Annotated in this window: 21 protein-coding genes and 1 pseudogene; 8 read left to right on the plus strand and 14 right to left on the minus strand. The window is 64.5% G+C overall.

Going from position 1 to position 20,606, the window contains the following annotated elements; translation table 11 throughout:
* Positions 1–29: 29 nt before the first annotated feature.
* On the minus strand, positions 30–1,679 hold the full coding sequence (locus HYG82_RS32210) for an ABC1 kinase family protein (protein ID WP_179264472.1): 1,650 nt from the start codon (positions 1,677–1,679) through the stop codon (positions 30–32).
* Between the two features lie 76 nt (positions 1,680–1,755).
* Positions 1,756–2,118 carry an Hsp20/alpha crystallin family protein gene (locus HYG82_RS32215; RefSeq protein ID WP_179261144.1) on the minus strand — a complete coding sequence of 121 codons (363 nt, stop codon included), beginning with the start codon at positions 2,116–2,118 and terminating at the stop codon, positions 1,756–1,758.
* Positions 2,119–2,317: 199 nt separating this feature from the next.
* Here HYG82_RS32215 and HYG82_RS32220 point away from each other — a divergent pair, with 199 nt between their 5' ends.
* Positions 2,318–2,494: a hypothetical protein gene (locus HYG82_RS32220; RefSeq protein ID WP_179261145.1), complete on the plus strand. Its 177-nt coding sequence runs from the start codon at positions 2,318–2,320 to the stop codon at positions 2,492–2,494.
* 206 nt (positions 2,495–2,700) lie between these two features.
* A complete protein-coding gene (locus HYG82_RS32225) occupies positions 2,701–4,041 on the plus strand; it encodes a molybdopterin molybdotransferase MoeA (RefSeq protein ID WP_179261146.1) in 1,341 nt (446 codons plus the stop codon).
* Positions 4,042–4,050: 9 nt separating this feature from the next.
* On the opposite strand, the gene HYG82_RS32230 is transcribed toward HYG82_RS32225, so the two are convergent.
* From HYG82_RS32230 to HYG82_RS32240, 3 genes are all read right to left on the minus strand, one after another.
* Positions 4,051–4,725, minus strand: coding sequence for a DedA family protein (locus HYG82_RS32230; RefSeq protein ID WP_179261147.1), 675 nt, complete (start codon positions 4,723–4,725; stop codon positions 4,051–4,053).
* A gap of 165 nt (positions 4,726–4,890) precedes the next feature.
* Positions 4,891–6,018, minus strand: coding sequence for a serine hydrolase domain-containing protein (locus HYG82_RS32235; protein ID WP_179261148.1), 1,128 nt, complete (start codon positions 6,016–6,018; stop codon positions 4,891–4,893).
* Positions 6,019–6,121: 103 nt separating this feature from the next.
* On the minus strand, positions 6,122–7,600 hold the full coding sequence (locus HYG82_RS32240) for an MATE family efflux transporter (protein WP_179261149.1): 1,479 nt from the start codon (positions 7,598–7,600) through the stop codon (positions 6,122–6,124).
* Between the two features lie 316 nt (positions 7,601–7,916).
* Here HYG82_RS32240 and HYG82_RS32245 point away from each other — a divergent pair, with 316 nt between their 5' ends.
* Positions 7,917–9,881: a molybdopterin biosynthesis protein gene (locus tag HYG82_RS32245; protein WP_179261150.1), complete on the plus strand. Its 1,965-nt coding sequence runs from the start codon at positions 7,917–7,919 to the stop codon at positions 9,879–9,881.
* A 67-nt stretch (positions 9,882–9,948) separates the two neighbouring features.
* Here HYG82_RS32245 and HYG82_RS32250 read toward each other — a convergent pair whose 3' ends face one another.
* Complete coding sequence (locus tag HYG82_RS32250) at positions 9,949–10,128, minus strand: hypothetical protein (RefSeq protein WP_179261151.1); 180 nt, start codon at positions 10,126–10,128, stop codon at positions 9,949–9,951.
* 143 nt (positions 10,129–10,271) lie between these two features.
* Between HYG82_RS32250 and HYG82_RS32255 the strand changes: the two genes are divergently transcribed.
* Entirely contained in the window at positions 10,272–11,300 is a 1,029-nt protein-coding gene (locus HYG82_RS32255) for a cobalamin-binding protein (RefSeq protein ID WP_179261152.1), read from the plus strand.
* Positions 11,297–11,740 carry a desampylase gene (locus HYG82_RS32260; RefSeq protein WP_179261153.1) on the plus strand — a complete coding sequence of 148 codons (444 nt, stop codon included), beginning with the start codon at positions 11,297–11,299 and terminating at the stop codon, positions 11,738–11,740. Before HYG82_RS32255 ends, HYG82_RS32260 begins: the two co-directional genes overlap by 4 nt.
* A gap of 140 nt (positions 11,741–11,880) precedes the next feature.
* Here HYG82_RS32260 and HYG82_RS32265 read toward each other — a convergent pair whose 3' ends face one another.
* Complete coding sequence (locus HYG82_RS32265; RefSeq protein ID WP_179261154.1) at positions 11,881–12,327, minus strand: hypothetical protein; 447 nt, start codon at positions 12,325–12,327, stop codon at positions 11,881–11,883.
* 138 nt (positions 12,328–12,465) lie between these two features.
* Positions 12,466–13,953 carry a sulfatase family protein gene (locus HYG82_RS32270; RefSeq protein ID WP_179261155.1) on the minus strand — a complete coding sequence of 496 codons (1,488 nt, stop codon included), beginning with the start codon at positions 13,951–13,953 and terminating at the stop codon, positions 12,466–12,468.
* 160 nt (positions 13,954–14,113) lie between these two features.
* Between HYG82_RS32270 and HYG82_RS32275 the strand changes: the two genes are divergently transcribed.
* Positions 14,114–14,299, plus strand: coding sequence for a hypothetical protein (locus HYG82_RS32275; RefSeq protein ID WP_179259073.1), 186 nt, complete (start codon positions 14,114–14,116; stop codon positions 14,297–14,299).
* A gap of 75 nt (positions 14,300–14,374) precedes the next feature.
* Here the strand turns inward: HYG82_RS32275 and HYG82_RS44635 are convergent.
* From HYG82_RS44635 to hisS, 3 genes and pseudogenes are all read right to left on the minus strand, one after another.
* Positions 14,375–14,909, minus strand: a pseudogene (locus HYG82_RS44635) (DoxX family protein).
* A gap of 158 nt (positions 14,910–15,067) precedes the next feature.
* Positions 15,068–15,448 carry a hypothetical protein gene (locus HYG82_RS32290; protein ID WP_179261156.1) on the minus strand — a complete coding sequence of 127 codons (381 nt, stop codon included), beginning with the start codon at positions 15,446–15,448 and terminating at the stop codon, positions 15,068–15,070.
* 94 nt (positions 15,449–15,542) lie between these two features.
* Positions 15,543–16,841, minus strand: coding sequence for a histidine--tRNA ligase (gene hisS, locus HYG82_RS32295; protein WP_179261157.1), 1,299 nt, complete (start codon positions 16,839–16,841; stop codon positions 15,543–15,545).
* A 174-nt stretch (positions 16,842–17,015) separates the two neighbouring features.
* On the opposite strand from hisS, the gene HYG82_RS32300 reads away from it, so the two are divergent.
* On the plus strand, positions 17,016–18,065 hold the full coding sequence (locus HYG82_RS32300) for a sensor histidine kinase (RefSeq protein WP_179261158.1): 1,050 nt from the start codon (positions 17,016–17,018) through the stop codon (positions 18,063–18,065).
* Between the two features lie 28 nt (positions 18,066–18,093).
* Here HYG82_RS32300 and HYG82_RS32305 read toward each other — a convergent pair whose 3' ends face one another.
* From HYG82_RS32305 to HYG82_RS32315, 3 genes are all read right to left on the minus strand, one after another.
* Entirely contained in the window at positions 18,094–18,684 is a 591-nt protein-coding gene (locus HYG82_RS32305; protein WP_179261159.1) for a DUF7411 family protein, read from the minus strand.
* Positions 18,684–19,034, minus strand: a complete 351-nt coding sequence (locus HYG82_RS32310; RefSeq protein WP_179261160.1) for a DNA-binding protein — start codon at positions 19,032–19,034, stop codon at positions 18,684–18,686. Before HYG82_RS32310 ends, HYG82_RS32305 begins: the two co-directional genes overlap by 1 nt.
* Positions 19,035–19,135: 101 nt before the next feature.
* Entirely contained in the window at positions 19,136–19,591 is a 456-nt protein-coding gene (locus HYG82_RS32315; protein ID WP_179261161.1) for a 30S ribosomal protein S19e, read from the minus strand.
* Between the two features lie 93 nt (positions 19,592–19,684).
* On the opposite strand from HYG82_RS32315, the gene thiL reads away from it, so the two are divergent.
* The gene (thiL, locus tag HYG82_RS32320; RefSeq protein WP_179261162.1) at positions 19,685–20,587 is read left to right on the plus strand and encodes a thiamine-phosphate kinase; all 903 of its coding nucleotides are present in this window, start codon (positions 19,685–19,687) and stop codon (positions 20,585–20,587) included.
* Positions 20,588–20,606 lie beyond the last annotated feature (19 nt).

A 20,606-nucleotide genomic window follows, 5' to 3' on the forward strand; every position in this document is an offset into this window, starting at 1 on the left:
ACGGCGGGTTTTCGCGTCACGCCGCGCCGTCACTCCCTGCCCCGTCGCTGGCGCAGATTCTGGCGAGTGAACTGCGGTCGCGCGCCGATCGACTTGGGACCGCGGAACGACCGATAGAGCTGGATCGTCAAGAGCACTGCAAAGACCGCCGCAACGATCGATCCCCGCGGCGCCTCGAGCGCATACAGCACCCCCGTCGAGAACAGTGCCATCGTAAGCAACATGCCGTAAACCAGCCGCTTGGCGAGTTTGTCGAAGACGTTTTCCGAGTCCTCGACGCCGATTCGAACGAAGAGATCGTCGCGATCGAGTCGGTCGAGCGCCCGCTCGGTCTTGGGGGCGATCCGGGTCAGCGACTCGCCCGATCGTCGGAGTTGCTGGCTCGTCTCGTCTAGATACTGCCGAATGGACTCTTCGCGGTACCCCTGTTCGGTCAGGTAGTCGGTAGCCGTCGAGATGAAATCGAAGTCCGGATCGAGCGTGACACAGACCCCTTCGACGACGGTCGCGACGCGAAGGACGAGTGCGAGGTTCTTCGGGAGCCGGAACGGGAAGACGTAAATCGAGTCCTCGATCTGGCCGACGATCTGGTTGACCCGGTACTGTTCGACGTCTTCGCCGCGGGCGTCCTGGATAGCGATCTCCATCACTTCGGCCATCACGCCGCGATCGGCATCCGGGCTGAGCGTCCCGATTTCGATCAGCGCGTCGAGGATGCCGTCGATGTCCTGATTGGCGACGGCGACGTAGAAATCGACGATCTTCTCCTGGACGAACGGATCGACCCGCCCCGACATGCCGAAGTCGTAGAAGATGATTCGCCCCTCGTCGGTCACGGCGAGGTTGCCCGGATGTGGATCGGCGTGAAAGACGCCGTCGTCGATGATCATCTGCAAATACGATTGTTCCAGGTTTTCCGCGACCCGCGTCCGATCGATCCCCTTGCGCTCGAGTTCGTCGATGTCGTTGATCTTCGTCCCCGCGACGTACTCCATCGCCAGTACGTGCGGCCCGGAGTAGCTTTCGATCACGTCCGGAACGACAAACCGGTCGTCGTCCGCGAAGTTGGCCCGGATCTCGGCGAGCATTTCGGCTTCGCGCTCGTAGTCCATCTCCTCTCGGATCGTCTTCGAGAACTCCTCAGCGAGGTTCTCGAGGGAGAATGCGCGGGCGTCGTCGACGAAGTACAACAGGATCGGAAGCGACCACTTGATAACTCGCAGATCGGCCCGGACGAGGGGCTTGATATTCGGCCTGCGGACCTTTATAGCGACGTCAAGACCGCTCTCACCGGACTGTTCGGTTCGCGCCGAGAGTTCGCATTCGGGATCGAGGCGCGCCCGATAGACCTGTCCGAGGCTCGCGCCGCTTATCGGATCGGTGTCGAACGACGCGAACCGCTCGTCGACGGGGCCGAGTTCGTCCTCGAGGACGGTTTTCGCTTCGGACCAGGGCGCCGGCGGAACGTCGTCCTGTAAGGACGAGAGAACGTCGATGTACGCCGGCGGGAGGACGTCGGGGCGGGTTGACAGCAACTGGCCGAGTTTGATGAACGTCGGTCCGAGAGCCAGCAGCGACTCGAGTAATACCTCGGCCCGATGGCGGTGAGTGGCGGCATCGACGTGTCGAGGGCGACCGAAGAAGAGGAACCGGCGTCTATCGCGGGCGTAGGCGAGCAACAACGGCAGAAACTGCCGGGCGACGAGGACGAACCGTTTGTATGCGCGGAGTGAGGCCAGCCTCGGTCACCCCGTGTTAGCCGTCCTCATCGACGATGTCGATCGTCGTCTCGCCGCTGGCGCCTCGTTTTGGGAGCGTCAACTCGAGGACGCCCCGATCGACCGTCGCCGCAGCGTTCGCGTCGGAGGCGTCGTCGGGCAGCGGCATCTCGATGTCGAGAAAGAGCGAGCGATTCTCCTCTACGTAGCGGTAGTCGTCGGCGGGCTCTTTCTCCCGGTGAGCGTCGATGAAGATCCGACCGTCTTCGATCGTTAGGTCGAGCGACTCGGCGGAGACCCCCGGAACATCGAGGACGAGCAAGTAGGCGTCCTCGCTCTCGAGTAAGTCGAAGAAGACGTCATCCGAGAGATCCCGCAACGCGTCGCGCAGCGCTGACATGGTCACAGGTTCGAACGCCGATACGAAAAACCCCGCGGTCGCGGTCGATTCGTCGTCCACGCGTTTGGCTCCTCGAGACCGCCAGATCAAACCGTTCGTTCCCCGGAATTCGATTCGTTCGTCCCCTGGAATTCGATTCGTTCGTCCCCCGGAATTCAGCTCTGCATACTTTTATGAGCGGAGACGAGAATCGCGTCGTATGGATCGTGGTGTTCGTCGCCGCCTCGATGTCCTCATCGTCCTCGTGTCGGGTTTGCTCGGACTCGCCCTGACAGTGATATACGTCAGCGAACGAGCGGGCGGATTCGTCCTTCTGATCTCGTCGTTCGTTACGGTCTGTATCGCCGTCTCGGCGCTGTGGTATGCGGAGGGGTGAGCAGTTCAATTACCGGATGGCTCGAATGTCCGCTGGCACAGTGGATTCGGTCAGCCACGTCAGGGCAGACGGCCGACAGTGCGCCCCGCGTGGCGGCTACTCACCCAGTCGATGCGGAGACCCCGTTTGGCCCGATTCCGCGACGAGGCGACGATTCGAGCAGCAGGTCCCCCATGCTTTTGGCGTCCGGCGACCCGAGTCAGGATATGGAAGGAGCCGACCGCGAGCGCACGGAGGCCGGGTTCAAGATTCGGACGCCGGTCGACGAGGCGCGCCGAATTCTCAAAGACGCAGTTGCGGGCAGTGGGGACGCCGGTGCGGACGTGCCGTGTGAGACCGGAACCGAGACGGTCGACGTCGACCGCGCAGACGGCCGGGTCCTCGCCGCACCCGTCGCGGCGGCTCGAGACGTTCCCCACTACCAGCGGGCGGCGATGGACGGGTACGCCGTTCGGGCCGCGGACACGTTCGGGGCCAGCGATCGGTCGCCGGAGGTGTTGCGGATCGCCGAGTCGGCCGACGGGAATACGGGTAGCGATGACGGCGACCACGCCACCGCCGATCGTATCGATCCCAAAACGGCCGCGCGGGTCCACACCGGCAGTGCGCTTCCCGAGGGTGCCGACGCCGTCGTCATGATCGAACGCGTAACCGAACGCGAGTCGACCGGCGAACTCGAGGTCGAGGACGCGGTCGCGGAGGGGGAAAACGTCGCCCCCGTGGGTGAGGATATCGAGGTGGACCAGCACCTCTACGACGCGGGCCACCGGCTCCGGCCCTCGGATCTGGGGCTCCTTCGATCGGCAGGGTACGGCCGCGTCGCGGTCGCCCGGCAACCGACGGTGGGAGTGATTCCGACCGGCGAGGAACTCGTCGCGGGCGACCCCGGCCCCGGCGAGGTGATCGAAACCAACGGGCTCACGGTCTCGCGGCTGGTCCAGCGCTGGGGTGCTCGAGTAACCTACCGCGACGTCGTCACCGACGATCCCGAATCGCTCCGGGTCGCCATCCAGCGAGACCTGACGAAGGACGTAATCGTTACGACCGGCGGCTCCTCGGTCGGCGAACGCGACCTGCTGCCCGAAGTGATCGACGATATAGGCGAGGTACTCGTCCACGGCGTCGGGCTCAAGCCTGGCCACCCAGTCTGCCTCGGTATCGTACAGGATACACCCGTGCTCGCGCTGCCGGGCTACCCCGTCGCCTGCATCGTCAACGCCGTCCAGTTCCTCCGGCCGACCCTGCGCTGGCTCGAGGGAACGATCCCGGACCCACACCCGACCACGCGGGCCGTCCTCGAACGCAAGATACCGAGCGGGCCCGGGACCCGAACGTTCGCTCGAGTCCGACTCGAGAAGCGCGACCCGGCGGGCGAAGGGAGCGAACGTGACGAGCCGAAATACGCGGCGGTCCCGACGCGGACGAGCGGGTCGGGCATCCTCTCGAGCGTCGCCTTGGCTGACGGCTGGGTCGTCGTCAGCGACGATCGCGAAGGGGTTCCAGCTGGCGAGATAGTCGAAGTGGAAAACTGGGAGTACAACGGCTGAAGAGCTGCATCAGCGGTTGAACTGGGAGGGATCGCCGGCATCTCGCCATCGATGCCGGAACGCAAGCCAGAGGCTGACGGCGAGCCCGACGAGTGCGCTCGCCGCGACGATGCCGAGCCGATCGGCGGCGGCAGACCCGAGAGCCGCAAAGAGAGAGTGCTGTCGGCCGAAGTAGACGATCGCGCCAACAGCCGTGTAAAACAGAATAGTGCCGACCGCCGTGTAGACGCCGAACCGAACCTGGGTCATTCCGGCGAGTCCGGCCGGAATCGAGACGACCGAACGCAGCGCCGGTAGGAATCGACCCCACAAGACCGAGGAAGCACCCCAGCGATGAAACCACCGACGGCCGCGTTCGACCATCTCCTCCGAGACGTCAATCCGATCTCGAAGCCTCCCGAGCCCGCGAGATCCGGGGCCGCGAAACGCATAAAAGGGGACGAACGCGCCGACGGTACCTCCGATGGCCGCCGCCCCGACGAAGACGAGAAACGAGAGCGGATCCGTGATCAACAGCGCTGCGGCGCCCGGAACGACGACCTCGCTCGGGAAGAACGGAAAGAGCATCGACGTCTCGAGGAAGGTAAAGAGCAGGAGCGCAAGCGGGCCGTATAGTCGAACGAACCGCAATGCGGACGCGCCAAGGTCTTCCGTTCCAGGAACGACCACCCCGACAGCTTCCATAGGCGGGGTTGGAGCCGACGACGTATCACGTGTCGGTCGGAGAACCCGACGACGGACGAGACAGTCGTCCGGCTCATCAGAACGGTAATCGAGCCGTCGGCGGCACATCAGACGGCAATCGAGCCGTCGGCGGCACATCAGACGGCAATCGAACCGTCGGCCAGCTTAGCGAAGCGCCTGCCGGACCGCATCCGCTAGCGCATTCACGCGAGTGACGTGTTCGTACGAGCCGTCGCGAACGCCGTTCGTTACGTACGAAAAGCCGACGTTCTCCTCGGGATCGGCCCAGCCGACGCTGCTCCCGAGACCGGCGTGGCCGAACACGTGTTCGGGGGAGAGGGACCCGTACGGTGCGACCGTCGTCCCGCCTTTCCAGAAGCCGAGCGCGAACCGTCCTTCCCGGCCGATGGTACCGTCCGCTTCCGTCTCGGCCTCGAGACGCGTCATCCGGTCGACGGTTTCCGGGTCGAGGATTCGCGTCCCTTCGAGTTCACCGCCGTTCGCGAGACACGCGTAGAACCGAGCCATGTCTCCCGCGGTGCCGATACCGTTAGCGGCGGGAATTACGGCGCGATGGACCGCCTCGGAATTGAACGGAGCCGCGACTTCGGTGTGGTCGCCGAGACCCTCGCCGGGGTCGCGACACCGATCGAACTCCTCGAACGCAACGAGCGTCGCCACGTCGTCGTCCTCGTCGTCTCGAAGGCCGATTCCGGTGTCGTCCATCCCGAGCGGATCGAAGACGCGCTCGGCCGCAGCGTGCTCGATCGGCGTTCCGGAAATGCGACGGACGATTTCGCCGACCAACCAGCCGAACGTGAGCGGGTGGTACGCGGGTTGCTCGCCCGGCGAGTAGACGGGTTCCATCTCCTCGAGTTTCTCGACGACTGCATCCCAGTCGCCCCAGAGGTCGGGACGTTCGTCGATTTCGCCCTGCGTTAGTCCCGCAGTGTGGCTGAGGATCTGACGGACGGTTATCTCGGCTTTTTCCGAGCCCGCGTCGGCGAACGTTGGCCAGTGGTCGATCACCCGATCGTCGTAGTCGAGTTCACCCTCCTCGACGAGGGAGTGGAGGGTCACCGCCGCGTAGGGTTTCGTACTCGAGAAGAGAACGTGGCGCGTTTCACTGGTTTCGGCTTCACCATCCGGACCCGTGGCGCCGCCCGCGAGGTCGATCACCTGGTCACCGTCGACGTAAACTGACAGCTGTGCGCCGTGGTGGAGTCCGACCGCGAGGTGGCGGTCGAAGAGGTCGGCGATGCGCTCGCGGTCTGAACTGGCAAGCCGTGACATGTTTCATCACACTGGTGGCAGGATTGTAACCGTTCCGCACGGCACGAAAACGTGGTTACGGTCACGATCAGAACCGGACTCGAGCGTAGCGGGAGCGACTGACCTAATCGTCCGGCGACGGTTCGGGGCGATACGCTCGGCTGATGACCTTCCAGTGGCCGGTCGTAAACCGGTAGTAGGTGACGATGGCGGGAACGAGTGTCTCGAGGATCAACGCGGCGTAGAGCGCGCCGATTCCGAGCGGCGTCACGGATTCGACGTACGGAAGGGGGACCGAAATCGCACCGACGAGTGCGACGGGGAGCGCAAATCCATACAGACCGAGCAGCTGGCCGTAAAACGGCCATCGAGTATCGCCGCTGGCGCGGAGGGGGCCGGTCGCACCACTGCTCACACCGCGAAAGACGACGCTGACGCAGGCGACGGCGATGAACGTGGTCACGAGCGGCAGGACCGACGGGTCGTCTACGAATAGGCGACCGATCGGTTCGGCGAACACGAAGACGATGGCCCCGCTGACGAGGTAGACGGCGGTCCCGAACCAGAGGACTTCGCGCCCGTAGGCGTCAGCGTCCCCTTCGTCCCCGGTACCCAGTTCCTGGCCGACCAGACTGCTGGATGCGAGCGAGAAGCCCCAGCCGGGCGTATCCATCAGGTCCCGGGCGCGACGGGCGATGACGTAGGCGGCGAGGACGTTCGGTCCGAAGAGCGCGACGATCGCGAGCATCGGGAACTGGGCGCCCCGCCGCGCGACGTTCGTAAATACCAGCGGCGTTCCGATGCCGAGGACGGTTCGGATTTCGCTGAGCGGCGCGTGCGGTCTCGTGATATCGATCGTGACGGGAAAGTCGCCGACCAGCGGTAGCCGGCCGCGGGTGAAGCCGATCCCGAACGCCGAAAGGACGACGACGTTCGCGACGACCGTTCCGATCGCCGCGCCGACGACGCCCAGTTCCAGAACGAATATCAACACTCCGTTGAGTCCCACGTTGACGATCGCACCGGCCGACCGCAGTATCATCGGCGTCCACGCGTCGTCGGCGCCGACGAGCGTCCGACTGGCCACGAGGTTGAGCCCGGCGAACGGCACCCCCACGGCGACGGTTCTGAGGTACTCCGCGCCGAAGGCGACCGCGGCGACGTCGTCGCCGATGAGCGCGATCAGGTGCTCGGACCCGACCACGTAGAGGGCCGCGAGCGGGAGCAGAATCGCGACCACGATGAGGCCGCTCGTTTTGACCGCCAGCGAGAGTCCCGTCGCCGTCCCGCCGCTGTATCGCTGTGAGACCAGACCGATGGTCGCGCCGGCGATTCCCCCGCCGACCGCGAACGCGAGCCCCCAGTACGGGGTCGCGAGTCCGACGCCGGCGATAGCCGCCGGTCCGAGCGCGATCCCGACCATGGCGACGTCCGCTGCGGACTTCGACATCCGAGCGATCCCCGTAACGATCCGAGGCCAGGCGAGGTCCGTCGTCCGCTCGACGCGTCGCAGATCGATTACGCCTGCTCGAGCGAGCAGATAGCCCACCGCCAGCAGGAGCCACCGGAAGGGGTTCGGGACGTCCCTCGGTCCAAAAGACACGACGGGCGGTTCGCGATCGGACGATAAAACGCTTGATAAACCGCTGGAACCTGGGGCGAGGTCGCACGTTCCGCCGGCGACATCGCCCTTCGGATGCCGCCTCCACGTTCAGTTCGAACATCGACGCCGAGCGTTCCACTGTCCATCGCATTCCCGTCCACCGCAGTCCCCGCACATCGCGTTCTCCGCCCCACGCGGTCCCCCCACGTCGCATTCTCCGCCCCACGCGGTCCCCCCACGTCGCGTTCTCCGCCCCACGCGGTCCCCCACGTCGCGGTCGACCGACGTTTTTACTCTCGGCGATCGAAAGGCGGGTATGAACCGCAAGGAATTCCGTGATCTCGCCTCACCCGACGAAGCCAACGAGGCGATCGAATCGCTCTCGCTCGAGGCCGGGATCGAACGCGTCCCGCTCGAAGACGCGCGCGGCCGGGTACTCGTAGCGCGACTCGATGCCGAACTCGACGTCCCGGGGTTCGATCGGGCGAGCCTCGACGGCTACGCTCTTCGAGCGAGGGACACCTTCGGCGCGGACGAGGCAGACCCCGCTCGACTCGAGGTCGTCGGCGAGGCCCACGCCGGGCAGAAACCGGGGGTTTCCCTCGACGAGGGGCAGGCGGTCGAAATCTCGACCGGCGCGGTGATGCCCGACGGGGCCGACGCGATGGTGCCGGTCGAGCGCACGGACCGCGTCGACGGATCGTCCGCAGACCAGGGTACCGGTCACATAACGAATGCAAACGCGGAGCGGGAAGCAGCGAACGCGGACGCCGACGTAGTTCTGATCCGCACCTCGGTCGCCCCCGGCGACAACGTCATGTTCGCAGGGGCGGACGTCGCGGCCGGCGAGCGCGCACTCGGTCCCGGGACGCGGATCACGCCCCGGGATGTCGGCCTCCTGTCGGCGCTCGGGATCCGCGAAGTTCCCGTGCGAGCACGACCGCGCGTCGGCATCGTCTCGACAGGTGACGAACTCGTGCGGCCGGGTGAGCAACTCGACAGCGAACGCGGGGAGATTTACGACGTCAACAGCTATACCATCGCCGCAGGCGTCGAAGACGCCGGTGGCGAGGCGGTCCTCTACCCGCACGCCGGAGACGACCGTGACGAGATGGAGCGGATTCTTCGGACCGCGGCCGACGACTGCGAACTCGTGCTCTCGTCGGGCTCGACCAGCGCGAGTGCGGTCGACGTTATCTACCGCGTCATCGAAGAGCAGGGAGAACTGCTGGTTCACGGCGTAAGCGTCAAGCCGGGGAAACCGATGCTAATCGGTCGGTTGGACGATTCCGCGTACATCGGTCTTCCGGGCTACCCCGTCTCGGCGATGATGGTTTTCCGAACGTTCGTCGCGCCGGCGATCCGTCGCGCTGCCAGCATTCCGGAGCCCGCGTCTGCCACCGTCACCGGGCGTCTGGCTCGGCAGGAACGCTACGGAGAGGGGCGCCAACGACTCATGCCGGTCGGGTTGGTCGAGACTGCAGACGGCGAAACGCTCGTCTACCCCGTCGACAAGGGTAGCGGCGCGACGACCAGCCTCGCCGACGCCGACGGCGTCGTTGAGGTCCCTCCCGAGACAGACTACCTCGAGGACGGCGAGCCGGTCACCGTCACCCTGTTTTCGCCGGACGTTCGACCGCCGACCCTGTTCGGCGTCGGCGAGGACGACCCGACAGTCTCCCGAGCGCTCGACCGTCTCGAGAACCCGCGCTACCTTTCGGTCGGTACCCGGCCCGGGCTGCGGCGGCTCCGGGACGGGGTCCCCGACGTGGCGGTTGCAGCGGGGCCGCTGGAGCGCGACGAAGGGGCAACAGCCGCCAAATCGGAACGGGAAGGCGGACACGGGGGCGACGCGGTCGAACTCGGTCGCTGGGAGCGCGACTGGGGCCTGATCGTCCGAGCCGGCAACCCCGACGAGATCGAGGGGCTCGCCGATCTGGTCGATCGCGATCTACGGTTCGTCAATCGAACGACCGACTCCGGGTTGCGCTCGAGTCTCGGCGCTTCGATCGCCGACCTCGCAGCCGACCGCGGAACGGACCGGCACGTCCTCGAGGACGCGATCGAGGGATTCGACCTCGGATTGCGCGCCCACGAGAGTCCCGCCCGCACGGTCATCGCCGGAGATGCCGACGCCGGTCTCGGTCTGCGCGAGACCGCCGAACGACTCGATCTTGGCTTCGTCTCCGTCGGCAAGCAACCGATACGAGTGCTCGCGAATCAAGATCGAGCGGACAAGAAGGGTGTACTGGAACTCGAGGAAGCACTAGAGAGGGTATAGCGGACGGCCCCGGAGCCGAGCAGCCGACGCATGGATCGAGCAGCCACTCGCCGGTGTTGCCGGCGGATTACTCCTCACCGTCGCCGCTCGAGGCGGCCTCCTGCCACGACGACTCACCGAAGAACGACTGCAGTGCCATCAGGACGCCGACGTACGTGCCGCCAGCGACGACGAGGAACGGAACGATCAGCGAGAGCACCAGCCCGCCAAGGGGATTTACACCGAACAGCTGAAGGGGAACGGCCATACGCGTTGCTGAGACTTCGGGCTGAAATAGGGGTTCCGAATCGAGCAGTGATCCCGTGCGACGCGGGAATGGGGGTCGGAACGCGGGCCCCGGGGCCATCGCCGGGAGAGGGCCTTTTTCATCTCGCGGTTCTAACGGCTCGTATGCGAATCGTCACGACGCTCCCGTCGGCGACTGAAACGGTCGCCGCGCTCGGGGCCGAGCCGGTCGGCGTCTCCCACGAGTGCGACTACCCGCCGAGCGCGGCGAAAGCCCCTTCGATCACTCGGTCGAGAATCGACGCGGATGAGTCGGCTTCGAGCGCCGAGATCGATCGCGAGGTCCTCGAGACCGCCGAATCCGGCGACGGTGTCTACGATATCGACGTCGAGACCCTCGAGGCCCTCGATCCGGACGTGATCGTCACCCAGGGGATGTGCGACGTCTGTGCGGTCGACGTCGCAGTCGTCGAAGCAGCCGTCGACCGGATTTCGGCCGATCCGGAGATCGTTCCGACCGATCCACACACCGTCGACGACGTACTCGCGGATGTCACGCGGATCGGCGACGCGATCGACCGGGCGGAGCGTGCCCGCAAGGTTCGACAGGATCTCGAGTCCCGAATCGACGCGATCCGAAATCGCACCGCTGACCTGCCGACCGCGGACCGGCCGCGCGTGGCGATTTTCGACTGGACCGATCCCGTAATGATCGCGGGCCACTGGACGGCCGAACTCGTCGACTGGGCGGGCGGCGCGTACGGCCTGGCGGACATCGGCGATCGCTCCCGGCCGCGCGAGTGGGAGGACATCCGCGCGTACGACCCCGAGGTTTTGATCGTCGCGCCCTGTGGCTTCGGACTCGAGCAAATCGCCCGAAACAGCGAGGACCTCCGCCAACGAGACGGATGGGAGGATCTCACCGCGGTTCGAGAAGACCGCGTCTGGGCGATGGACGGCGACCACTTCCTCAACCGCCCCGGGGCGCGACTCGTCGAGACGCTCGAGGCGCTCGCCCCGATCGTTCGCCCCGACCGCTTCGACACCGAGGAAACGCTCGAGGGCTCAGCCGAACCGTTCGGCGAAACGACGATTTCGTTCGATGAAATCGCGATCCCGTTCGACGACCTCGATGGACTCGACTCGGCGACCGAAGAGACCGATTCGCGAACCGAACTTGACCCGAAGCCGTGATCGTCCTGCCAACCGCCGTTCGCGAGGCGATCCTCGAACGCGCTCGGGAAGGGCGACCCGAAGAAATCTGCGGGATTCTCGGCGGAGAGTACAGGCCCGACGGCCGGAGCCGCGTACAGGGACAGTACCCGGCCGAAAACGTCGCCGAAACCCCCCGGATGCGGTACGAAATCGATCCCGAGAAACAGCTCGCGGTCTTCAAACGTCTCGAGGACCGCGGCGAGGAAATCGTCGGCTTCTATCACTCCCACCCGCGCGGCCCGGCGCGACCGAGCGAAACCGACGTCGCGGCGGCGACCTGGCCGGATCGCTCGTATCTGATCGTGTCGCTCGACCCGCTCGAGATCGGCTCGTGGCGCTGGCGGACGGACGGCGAAGACGATGCCGGCGGGGATGGCGTCGACGAGCGATTCGAACGCGAGCGGATCATCGCCGACTGAGTGGCTGGGTGCTCTTACCGGACCACGGGCCCGGTCACGAATTCGACGCCGGATAAGCGGTTCTCATCGGTGGAGACAAGCCACGGCTACTCCGCCGATTCGCACCCCGTTGGCAGACACGGTCTATTCGGGCGCGCCGTCTACCCGTCCGCGCCGTCTTCGAGTTCGTCGGCTTTCTCCCGCGCTTGCGCCGCCTGCGTCCGGAACTCCTCGATTCGCTGGTTCAGCTTCTTCCCCGCGGTGTATCTGAACTCGTCGGGCATCATCCCGTACTCGATGTCGAGCGTGATCATCGTATCACAGCCCTCGACGATTTCGGGTGCCCAGCTTCCCTGCGCCAGTTTCGACTCGTCCGTGACCACCGCCTCCCCGTCTTCCACGTCGATGAACGCGGACACGATGTTCCAGATGTTCGGATTGCTCGAACTCGCCTCGTCGAACAGCCCCTCGAGACGCGAGTCGGTGAGCTCCTCCTCGCGTAACTCTTCGAGCAGGTCCTCGAGCGCGTCGGCGATTGCCGCGCATTCGGCGGCTTCGTCTCGAAGGTCAGCCGGTTGCTCCGTGGCGTCGTCACCGTGGCTCGTCATCGGGTCCCCTCCCGTTCGTCAGTATCGGCGTTCATGTACGGCCCTATCGGCTTCGGAACTGTAAACGTACGCTTCCATTCGGTAGCCCCCGTTCAGTGGCTGCATACGGATACGCGAGGTGGTCGACAACGAGAGCGGTCACGATGCGTTCTCGAGTACGTCCGTCACCCAGACGCGGTTCGGATCGTCGGTATCGTCCATCCACGCGGCCAGTTGCGTTCGCATATCTACTCTGACGTCTGCGTACTCGGGGTGGTCGATCAGGTTGTGCAACTCGGCGGGGTCGGCCTCGAGGTCGTACAGTTCGTCGATGTCGGGGCCGTTGTAGACGTACTTGTATCGATCGGTCCGGACCATCCGCTGGCTGTAGAGACCGAACTCGTCGCCGTGGTACTGGGCGAAAATCGACCGGGACCACTCCTCGTCGGCGGGGAGGTCGCCGCCGTTTTCCAGGAGCGAAACGAGACTGCGCGAATCGAAGCTGTCGGGGACAGCAACGTCGGCGATCTCGAGGAAAGTCGCTGCCAGATCGTGCAGGTGAACCGGGACCGAAGAGCGCGAACCGGCGTCGACTACCCCCGGCCATCGAATCTGGAGCGGGATACGGTACGTATCGTCGTACATCAGCGGTCCCTTGTTGAACTGGCGGTGGTGTCCGGCGAAATCGCCGTGATCCGAGGCGTGGACGACGACCGTTTCCTCAGAGACGTCGTGCTCCTCGAGGGCGTCGAGTATGCGCTCGAGTTGATGGTCGATCATCGTGATGAACCCCCAGTACTTCGCGATCGCTTCTGCCCAGATGTCCCAGTCGAAGCCTGAGACACCTCGGTACGCGAGGTAGTTCTCGTGGACCCGCGGCTTCCCGTCGAAGGTCTCGAGGTAGCTTTCGGGCGGCTCGATCGCGTCTGGATCGTACATCGAGGCGTACGGCTCGGGAACGACGTAGGGGTGATGGGGGCCGTAGAAATCCACTCGATGAAAGAACGGACTGTCCTCGTCGTCGGCGTGTTCCGTGATCGAATCGATCGTCCGTTCTGCCAGGAAGTACGCACGCGTCTCCTCGACGTCGATGGGCGACTTCGCGGCGACGAACGTGCCCTCGCTGCCGTCTCGCGGATCGTCACCGGTGTAGATTTCGTCCTCCAGTGAGACCTGATCGACCGGCTCGTCTCGGTAGTCGCGGTACTCGCGGAACGCTTCGTCGATGTCGTCGTGGTGGACGTCGCTACCCCCGAGATACGAGAAGCCGAAGTCGGCGGGGGTCTGATCGCGACCGGCGTGCCACTTCCCCGTGTACGTCAGCTCGTAGCCGGCCGCGACGAGGTGCTCAGAAAACGTCGGCAGATCGGCGGGCAGGTTCGGCTGCAGTGCATCCGGTTCGTGGCAGTTGTTCAACATCCCGTGGCCGTGGGGAAACTGTCCGGTCAGCAGCGACGCGCGAGCACTCGAGCAGATACTTATCGGTGTGAATGCCTGTTCGAAACAGATTCCGTCACTGGAGAGATCGTCGATCGTCGGCGTTTCGACCGGCGGCCCATCGGGAGCACTGCAGTCGTATCGTTCCTGGTCGGTTAAGACGAGCAGAACGTTCGGACGGGTATCGGTGCCAGCGTCAGCGTCGGCCATCGACCATCGTACGTCGACTGCCCAGTTAATACCGGGACCTGCACGAGGGGTAGTCCCCCGAGATGGGTGATAAGAGCCCGTGGTGTGAACCCCATCGTTCATTAGACTTCCGTTCGACGATCCAGGCGTGCCACGGGCGTACTGCGGTGACTGTGAGTGGATGCACCGAGTCGACGGTGACGATCCGGCCGAACTCAGTCGGGCGATGATCGACCACTTCGTCGAAACCGGTCACTCGCCGATCGAACGGTGTGATGCGGACGAGCGACGGCAAGCCGCTAATCGGGCAGAACCGGCGAATGAAACGCCCGAACGCGATCGAAAGACCCCGCGCGGTCGGAAGTGATCGCTCCGTAATTGACGGGATCGTATCGGGTATCGAAGAACCGAGGGCGGGTATGGGGCCGCACATCCCGTTCGCTCAGCCGAACAGGTAGCGCAGCCGCGGCCGCTGTTGTACGAACTCGGTCTGCTCGAGGACGGCATCGACACCGAGGATGCGGCCTGCGGCGAAGGCACCGATGATCACGAACAGCAACAGACCGAGCAGGTCCCCGTTGACGTAGCCGTGCGCCCAGTCTGCGTTGCCCAGGTAGAACAACGTCATGAGGACGCCGCCGAAGAAGGCGGCGAGGCGCACGAGTACGCCCAGGATGAGTCCCAATCCGATGAGGAACTCACCGAGAGGGATCATCACGTTGGTGAACTCGAGCAGCCAGGGCGTCCCGGCGACGAACTCGAAGAGCCCCCGCGATCGGCGACTGGGCGTTTTCCAGGTAGCCCGCCGTACTGAACGACTCACCCGAGACGAACGCGAACTTTCCCCACCCGGAGTGGAGAAACCAGTATCCGACGAGGAGCCGTACCGCGACCAGCACGTAGCCGGCGACCGAATCTGCGTACTCGAACTCTTCCTGCCTTCCGAGCCATTGAATGGTGGCTTTATTAGTGGACATTGATCGTCACCTCACAGATAGAGATTGGTCGTCTGAGACGATAATACCGGTCAAAATTCCGAGTAACAGGAATCGTTGAAGATGTCACTCCGTACAGGGAGTATTTAAATAGGGTAACGAGCGAAATAGTGCTGGAGGAATAGCGCCGAGAGGAACCCTCAGGCGACGTCCTCGAGGATCGTCCGATCGATGCGGTCGGATCCGCCCATTTCGACGAGAAACCAGACTCCGCAGACGAAACCGAAATACGCCAGCCCGAACCCGAAGACCGCCACGCCGACGCGAAGGCCGTCAGATATCCCCTGCACGATCGAAATGACGGACAACGTCGTTACGCCGGTGAAAACGGTACTCGAGATACTTCCAGGCGTGCTCATCAGCCGACGGATTTCCGGCCGGAGGTACACCGCGATCCCAATGGTGTATAGTTGCCCGATCCCCGCGAGGAGAAACGGTGAAGTATCGGTCGCTCCGGCGAGCCCGGCGACGATTGCCCCGCCGACGAGAATCGCGACGGTATAGCGTGTCGATCGTCTCATGGAAAAATCATTCTCGACCACCACCGTAAATACCTCACCAGTTGCACCTACATGGCATTTCGAGCGAATCGAAGCCTGCGTCGATACCGGGTGATCAGGAGATATCCTCGAACGTCGGTCGCTCGAGATCCCCCGGGAACTCGTCGACCGGTACCTGTGCTTGATCGCCCGATTCCATGTCCTTGATCGTGACTTCGTCGTTTGCGAGGTCCTGTTCGCCGACGATAACGACCGTCTCGGCGTTGATCGAGTCGGCGTACTCGAGTTGTGCGCCGAACGAGCGGCCCGCAACGTCGGTCTCGACGACGTGGCCTCGGTCGCGGAGGTCGCGGGATATCCGGGCCGCTTCGGTGCGCGTCTCGCCGATCTGCAGGACGTAATAGTCGGTCGTCACTGCTTCCTCGGGCCAGACGCCGGCCCGCTGTAACAGGAGGGAAAGCGTCGCGTGACCCGGAGCCACGCCGACGGCGGGCGTCGGCTGTCCGCCGAAGCTCTCGATGAGGTCGTCGTAGCGGCCACCGCCGAAGATCGAACGCGAGACGTCGCCCGCCGAATCGAAGCACTCGAACACGACGCCGGTGTAGTAGTCCAGTCCGCGGGCCGTCTCGAGCGAGACGGTACAGTGCTCGCGAGCACCGAAGTCATCGGCGGCGGCAAGCACGTTCTGGAGGTTCTCGACGGCCGCCGTCACGCGCTCGGTATCTGCAAACGCTTCGACCGCCTCGAGGTCGCCGCCCGCGATGAGGTCGTCGAACTCCGCGGCCTGATCCGCCGTCAGTCCCGCATCTATCAGCAGATCGTGATATTCGATGTCGGAGATTTTGTCGGATTTATCGACTGCGCGGATCGCCACCTCGGTGTCGACCGAAGCGTCGTAGCTCTCGAGGACGCCGCCGAGAATGTCGCGGTGGGAGATCCGGAACTCGAAGTGATCGCCGGTGAGGCCGAGACCGGTCAGCGCATCGGCGGCCCACGCGAGAATCTCGGCGTCGGCTTCCGGTTCCGACGAACCGAAGATGTCGACGTTGGTCTGGTAGAACTCGCGCTGTCTCCCCTGCTGAACCTGCTCGTAGCGCCAGAACGGTCGCGTGGAGAACCACTTGATCGGCTTCGATAGTTCCTGCTGTTTCGCGACGACCATTCGGGCGACAGTCGGCGTCAACTCGGGTGTCAGCGTCACGTGGCGTCCGCCCTGATCCTCGAACGAGTAGAGTTCGTCGACGATTTCGTCACCGCTCTTGTCGGTCCACATCTCCGCTCGCTCCAGGGCTGGCGTTCCGATCTCGCGAAAGCCATACTCGCGGGCGGTCCCCTCCAGGACGTCGATGGTGGCCCGCCTGGCGGCCATCTCGCCGGGATAGAAGTCACGAAAGCCCTTGATCCGGTCGTACATGACAGGTCGTTCGGCGACGCCGGACTTCTATCCTTCCGTTCGTCGCGACCGCGATATCCCCAGCGGTGGCGACCCAGTCTTTCGTTCGGTTCATGGGAAATTACCATTAGTTGCACATTTTCGAAGCTGAGACTGTCCCGTAGCTTGATAGGTGCGTACGTCCAGAGTGGGACCGTGCAACGCGTGGCCGACGAAGACGATTGGATCGCGGAACTCGGCGAGCAGTTGCCGGTTTCGCCGCTGTCGGCGCTGGGGCTGTTTCTCGCCACGATTATCGGGACGCGAATCGCGCTCGAGCACGTCACTACCCGGGTATTGCTCGAAAGTATCTTTCCGCTGCTGGCCGCGACGGCGGTTGTACTCGCCGATCGCTGGCTCGTCGCTCACGACGTATCGCTCCGGGATCGGCTCACCGTTTTCGGCTACGGTCTCGGCGGATTCCTGGCAGCCGTCGTCGTGACGGCGCTTCACCTATACGTGCTGTATCTCGAGGAAACCGGCGCAAGAGCGCCCCTGTATTTGCTTCTGATGGGCGGAACCGTCGGTGTCGGTGCGGGCACCGTCGCCGGCATCTACGAAATCCAACAACGGGCTGCCGTCCGGGAAGCCGAACGGCAGAGCGCCCGGCTCGAAGAGTTCGCGAGCGTCGTCAGTCATGACCTGCGAAATCCACTCGGCGTCGCTCAGGGTCGGCTTCGAGCGGCGTTTACCACCGGGGAAGCACAACACCTGCAGGAGGTCGATGCGGCGCTTGCGCGAATGGACGAACTCATCGAGGAGACGCTGTCGGTCGCTCGTAACGGCACGCAAGTCGAGGATGCCGCCGACGTGGCGCTGGTCGAACTCGCGAGCGAAGCCTGGACGAGCGTCGACACGGAGACGGCGACCTTCGAAACGGTCGGAAATCGGACGCTGCAGGTCGATCCCGTCCGAGCGAAACAGCTCTTCGAGAACCTCTACCGGAACGCAATCGATCACGGCGACGAAGACGTTCATGTTCGCGTCGGCCCGTGCGACGGCGGCTTCTTCGTCGCGGACGACGGCCCCGGAATCCCTGAGGTCGAACACGACGAGGTCCTCGAGCACGGGTACTCGACGACGGACGAGGGCTCGGGCCTGGGCCTCGCGATCGTCCGCGCCATCGCCGATGCCCACGGCTGGCAAGTAGCGGTCGGGGAAAGCAAAGACGGCGGAGCGCGGTTCGAATTTACACGCGGGACCTGAGAGATGGAGCCGGCGATCCGAATCGCCGCTAGCGAACGTCCGTGACGTAGGTCTGGTCGTGATCCGGAAAGTATTCTTCGACGGCTCGAGGTCCGTCCTCCTCTGCGATGGTCGCTCGAAGTTCGGCCTCGTAATCGGCCCTATCGATCTCCTCGCTCGGCCCGACGATCACTTCCAGACGCGCCTCGACGAGTCGATCGACGGCCGACCGACCGAACCCGGACAGCGGCGCGATGTAGTCGATGTGGTGGCGATCCTCGAGGCTCTGGGCCTGTGCCCGCGAAACCGTCGGAACGCGGTCGTCGCGACGTGTGCCGTCGGCGATTGCATCGAACTCTCGAGACGCGAGTTGCTCGAGAGCGTGCTTGTGGACCAGTTGGATGCCGTTTCGAGGGAAACCGTCCTCACGAATCCTGTCGACCGCTTCGCGGGCGATGTCGGGATCACATTCGAGTCGCTCGAACGCGAAGTCGGCTCGGTCGGCCGTCTCGCGGGCGTGTTTCCAGTCGTCGCTAATACCGAAGTGAGCCGTCAATAGCGTGACATCGTAAAACTCCTCGAGCAACAGTGCAGCGAGCGTCGAGTCTTTGCCACCGCTGTAGAGCAGTCCGAGTTCCATCAGCGTCGCTGGATGTCGAAGCTTTGCGAATCGGGTTTGAGCTCTTTGAGGAGCTGTTTCATCTTCTCGTCGTCGATCTGGCCCTGAATCCGGCCGCTCCGGGCGAGGCTAACGACCTGTCGCTCGACCTGTTCGCCGAACTGGGGTTTGCTCATCTTGACGGTATTGAGCCGCTTGCGAGCGTCGTCGGTCAGGTGCTGGCGCAAGAGCGCGTTCTTCTGGGCTTCCGCCTGTTGCTGGGCGGCCTCCTGACCACCCTCGCCTTGCTGGGACTCGGCGCGATCCTGTAGCTGTTCCATCTTCTGCTGTCGGAGCTCCTCGAGTTTTTCCTCGTCTGGTGAACCGCTCATAGGTATCTCTGCTAGCTAATTCTCGCGCAGGTGGGAAAATGATTACGGACAACGATAGCGACGGCTCTCAGCGGTAAAGCCGGCACGAAAACGAGTTCGAATCAGGCGTACCGTTCGAGTTCCGGGCGGTCGAGTTCTTCGAGGACGGACCCCGCAGTGTCGTCGAGCAGGCTTCGGCCCTCGGCGGTGATCCGACGGCCCTCTCCTTCGGCCGTCTCGACGAGGTCTTCTTCTTCGAGTTGCTGGAGGATGGTGCGGATCAGATTTTTCGAGCCGTCGGTGCGGCGGTTCGGCGCGACCTGGTAACGGTTCGAGCCGCCCTTTGCGCCGCCGTACTCCGTCGAGAGTCGTTCGACACCAACGGGGCCGCGGTCGGCGACCTTGCGCAGAAGACTCGCAGCGCGCGTCGCCCAGAAGTCGTCCTGTTCGGGCGGAAGCTCACGGTCGACGCCGGTTTTAGCGAACTTCCCCCACTCCGGTTCTTCGAGTCGATCCGCGAGATCGTCGGCGAGCGCCTCGATGAGGTCGTCCGCCGGAACGTCGTACATCGTAGCCATTGGGGTTTGGTTCCCGGTGGCGGCATTTAAGAGCATCGTATCGTTGCGGGCGCGGCCCGGACCGTTTTTCGCCCTCGAGTCGAAACGGGAGGTATGGACGAACGCGCCGCCCTGCGGCTCCTGTCGGACGAACTCGCTGCGGTCGGCGACGACGCGGCCGTGGTCGATGGCCTGGTCGTAACGACGGACATGCTCCACGAGCGGACGGACTTTCCGGCGGGAACGACCCGCTACACCGCCGGCTGGCGCGCTATCGGCGCCTCGCTTTCGGACGTCGCTGCGATGGGGGCCGAAGCGACGGCCGCAGTTGCTGCCTACGCTGCACCCAGGTTCGACCGCGATGAACTGCTCGAGTTCATTCGCGGCGCAGCCGACGTCTGTGAACGCGTCGGCACGGAGTACGTCGGCGGCGACCTCGACGGGCACGAGGAGTTCACCGTCACGACGACGGCGATCGGCCGGACCGACGATCCCGTTCGCCGACGCGGCGCGACCGCCGGCGACGTCGTCTGTGTCACCGGCACGCTCGGGCGAAGTGCAGCCGCCCTCGAGTATTTCGAACGGGCGACTACAAGCGACACGGCAGACGATCGGCTGGTCGAACGCGCGAACGACCTGTTTCGGTTTGCCCCCCGAATCCCGGCCGGCCAGGTACTCGCCTCGCGTGCGACCGCGATGATGGACTCGAGCGACGGGCTCGCCCGCTCGCTCCATCAGCTTGCCGAGGCCAGTGACTGCGGGTTCGCGATCGAGTCCGATCGGATTCCGATCGACGACTCGGTTCGCGAGGTAGCCGCCACCGACGACGAAGCGCTCGAGCTCGCGACGACCTTCGGCGAGGACTTCGAACTCGTCGCGACGCTTCCCGAAACCGCCCTGTCGGCAGTTCGGGAGGCGGCCGACGTGCCGGTGTCCGTGATCGGATCGGTTCTCGAACCCGATGCGTCGATCACCATGGACGGCGAGCCGCTGGCGGATCAGGGGTATACCCACTGAGAACGAGCACCGATGGGTC

The organism is Natrinema halophilum, assembly GCF_013402815.2.
In the GTDB taxonomy this organism is placed as follows: Archaea; Halobacteriota; Halobacteria; order Halobacteriales; family Natrialbaceae; genus Natrinema; species Natrinema halophilum.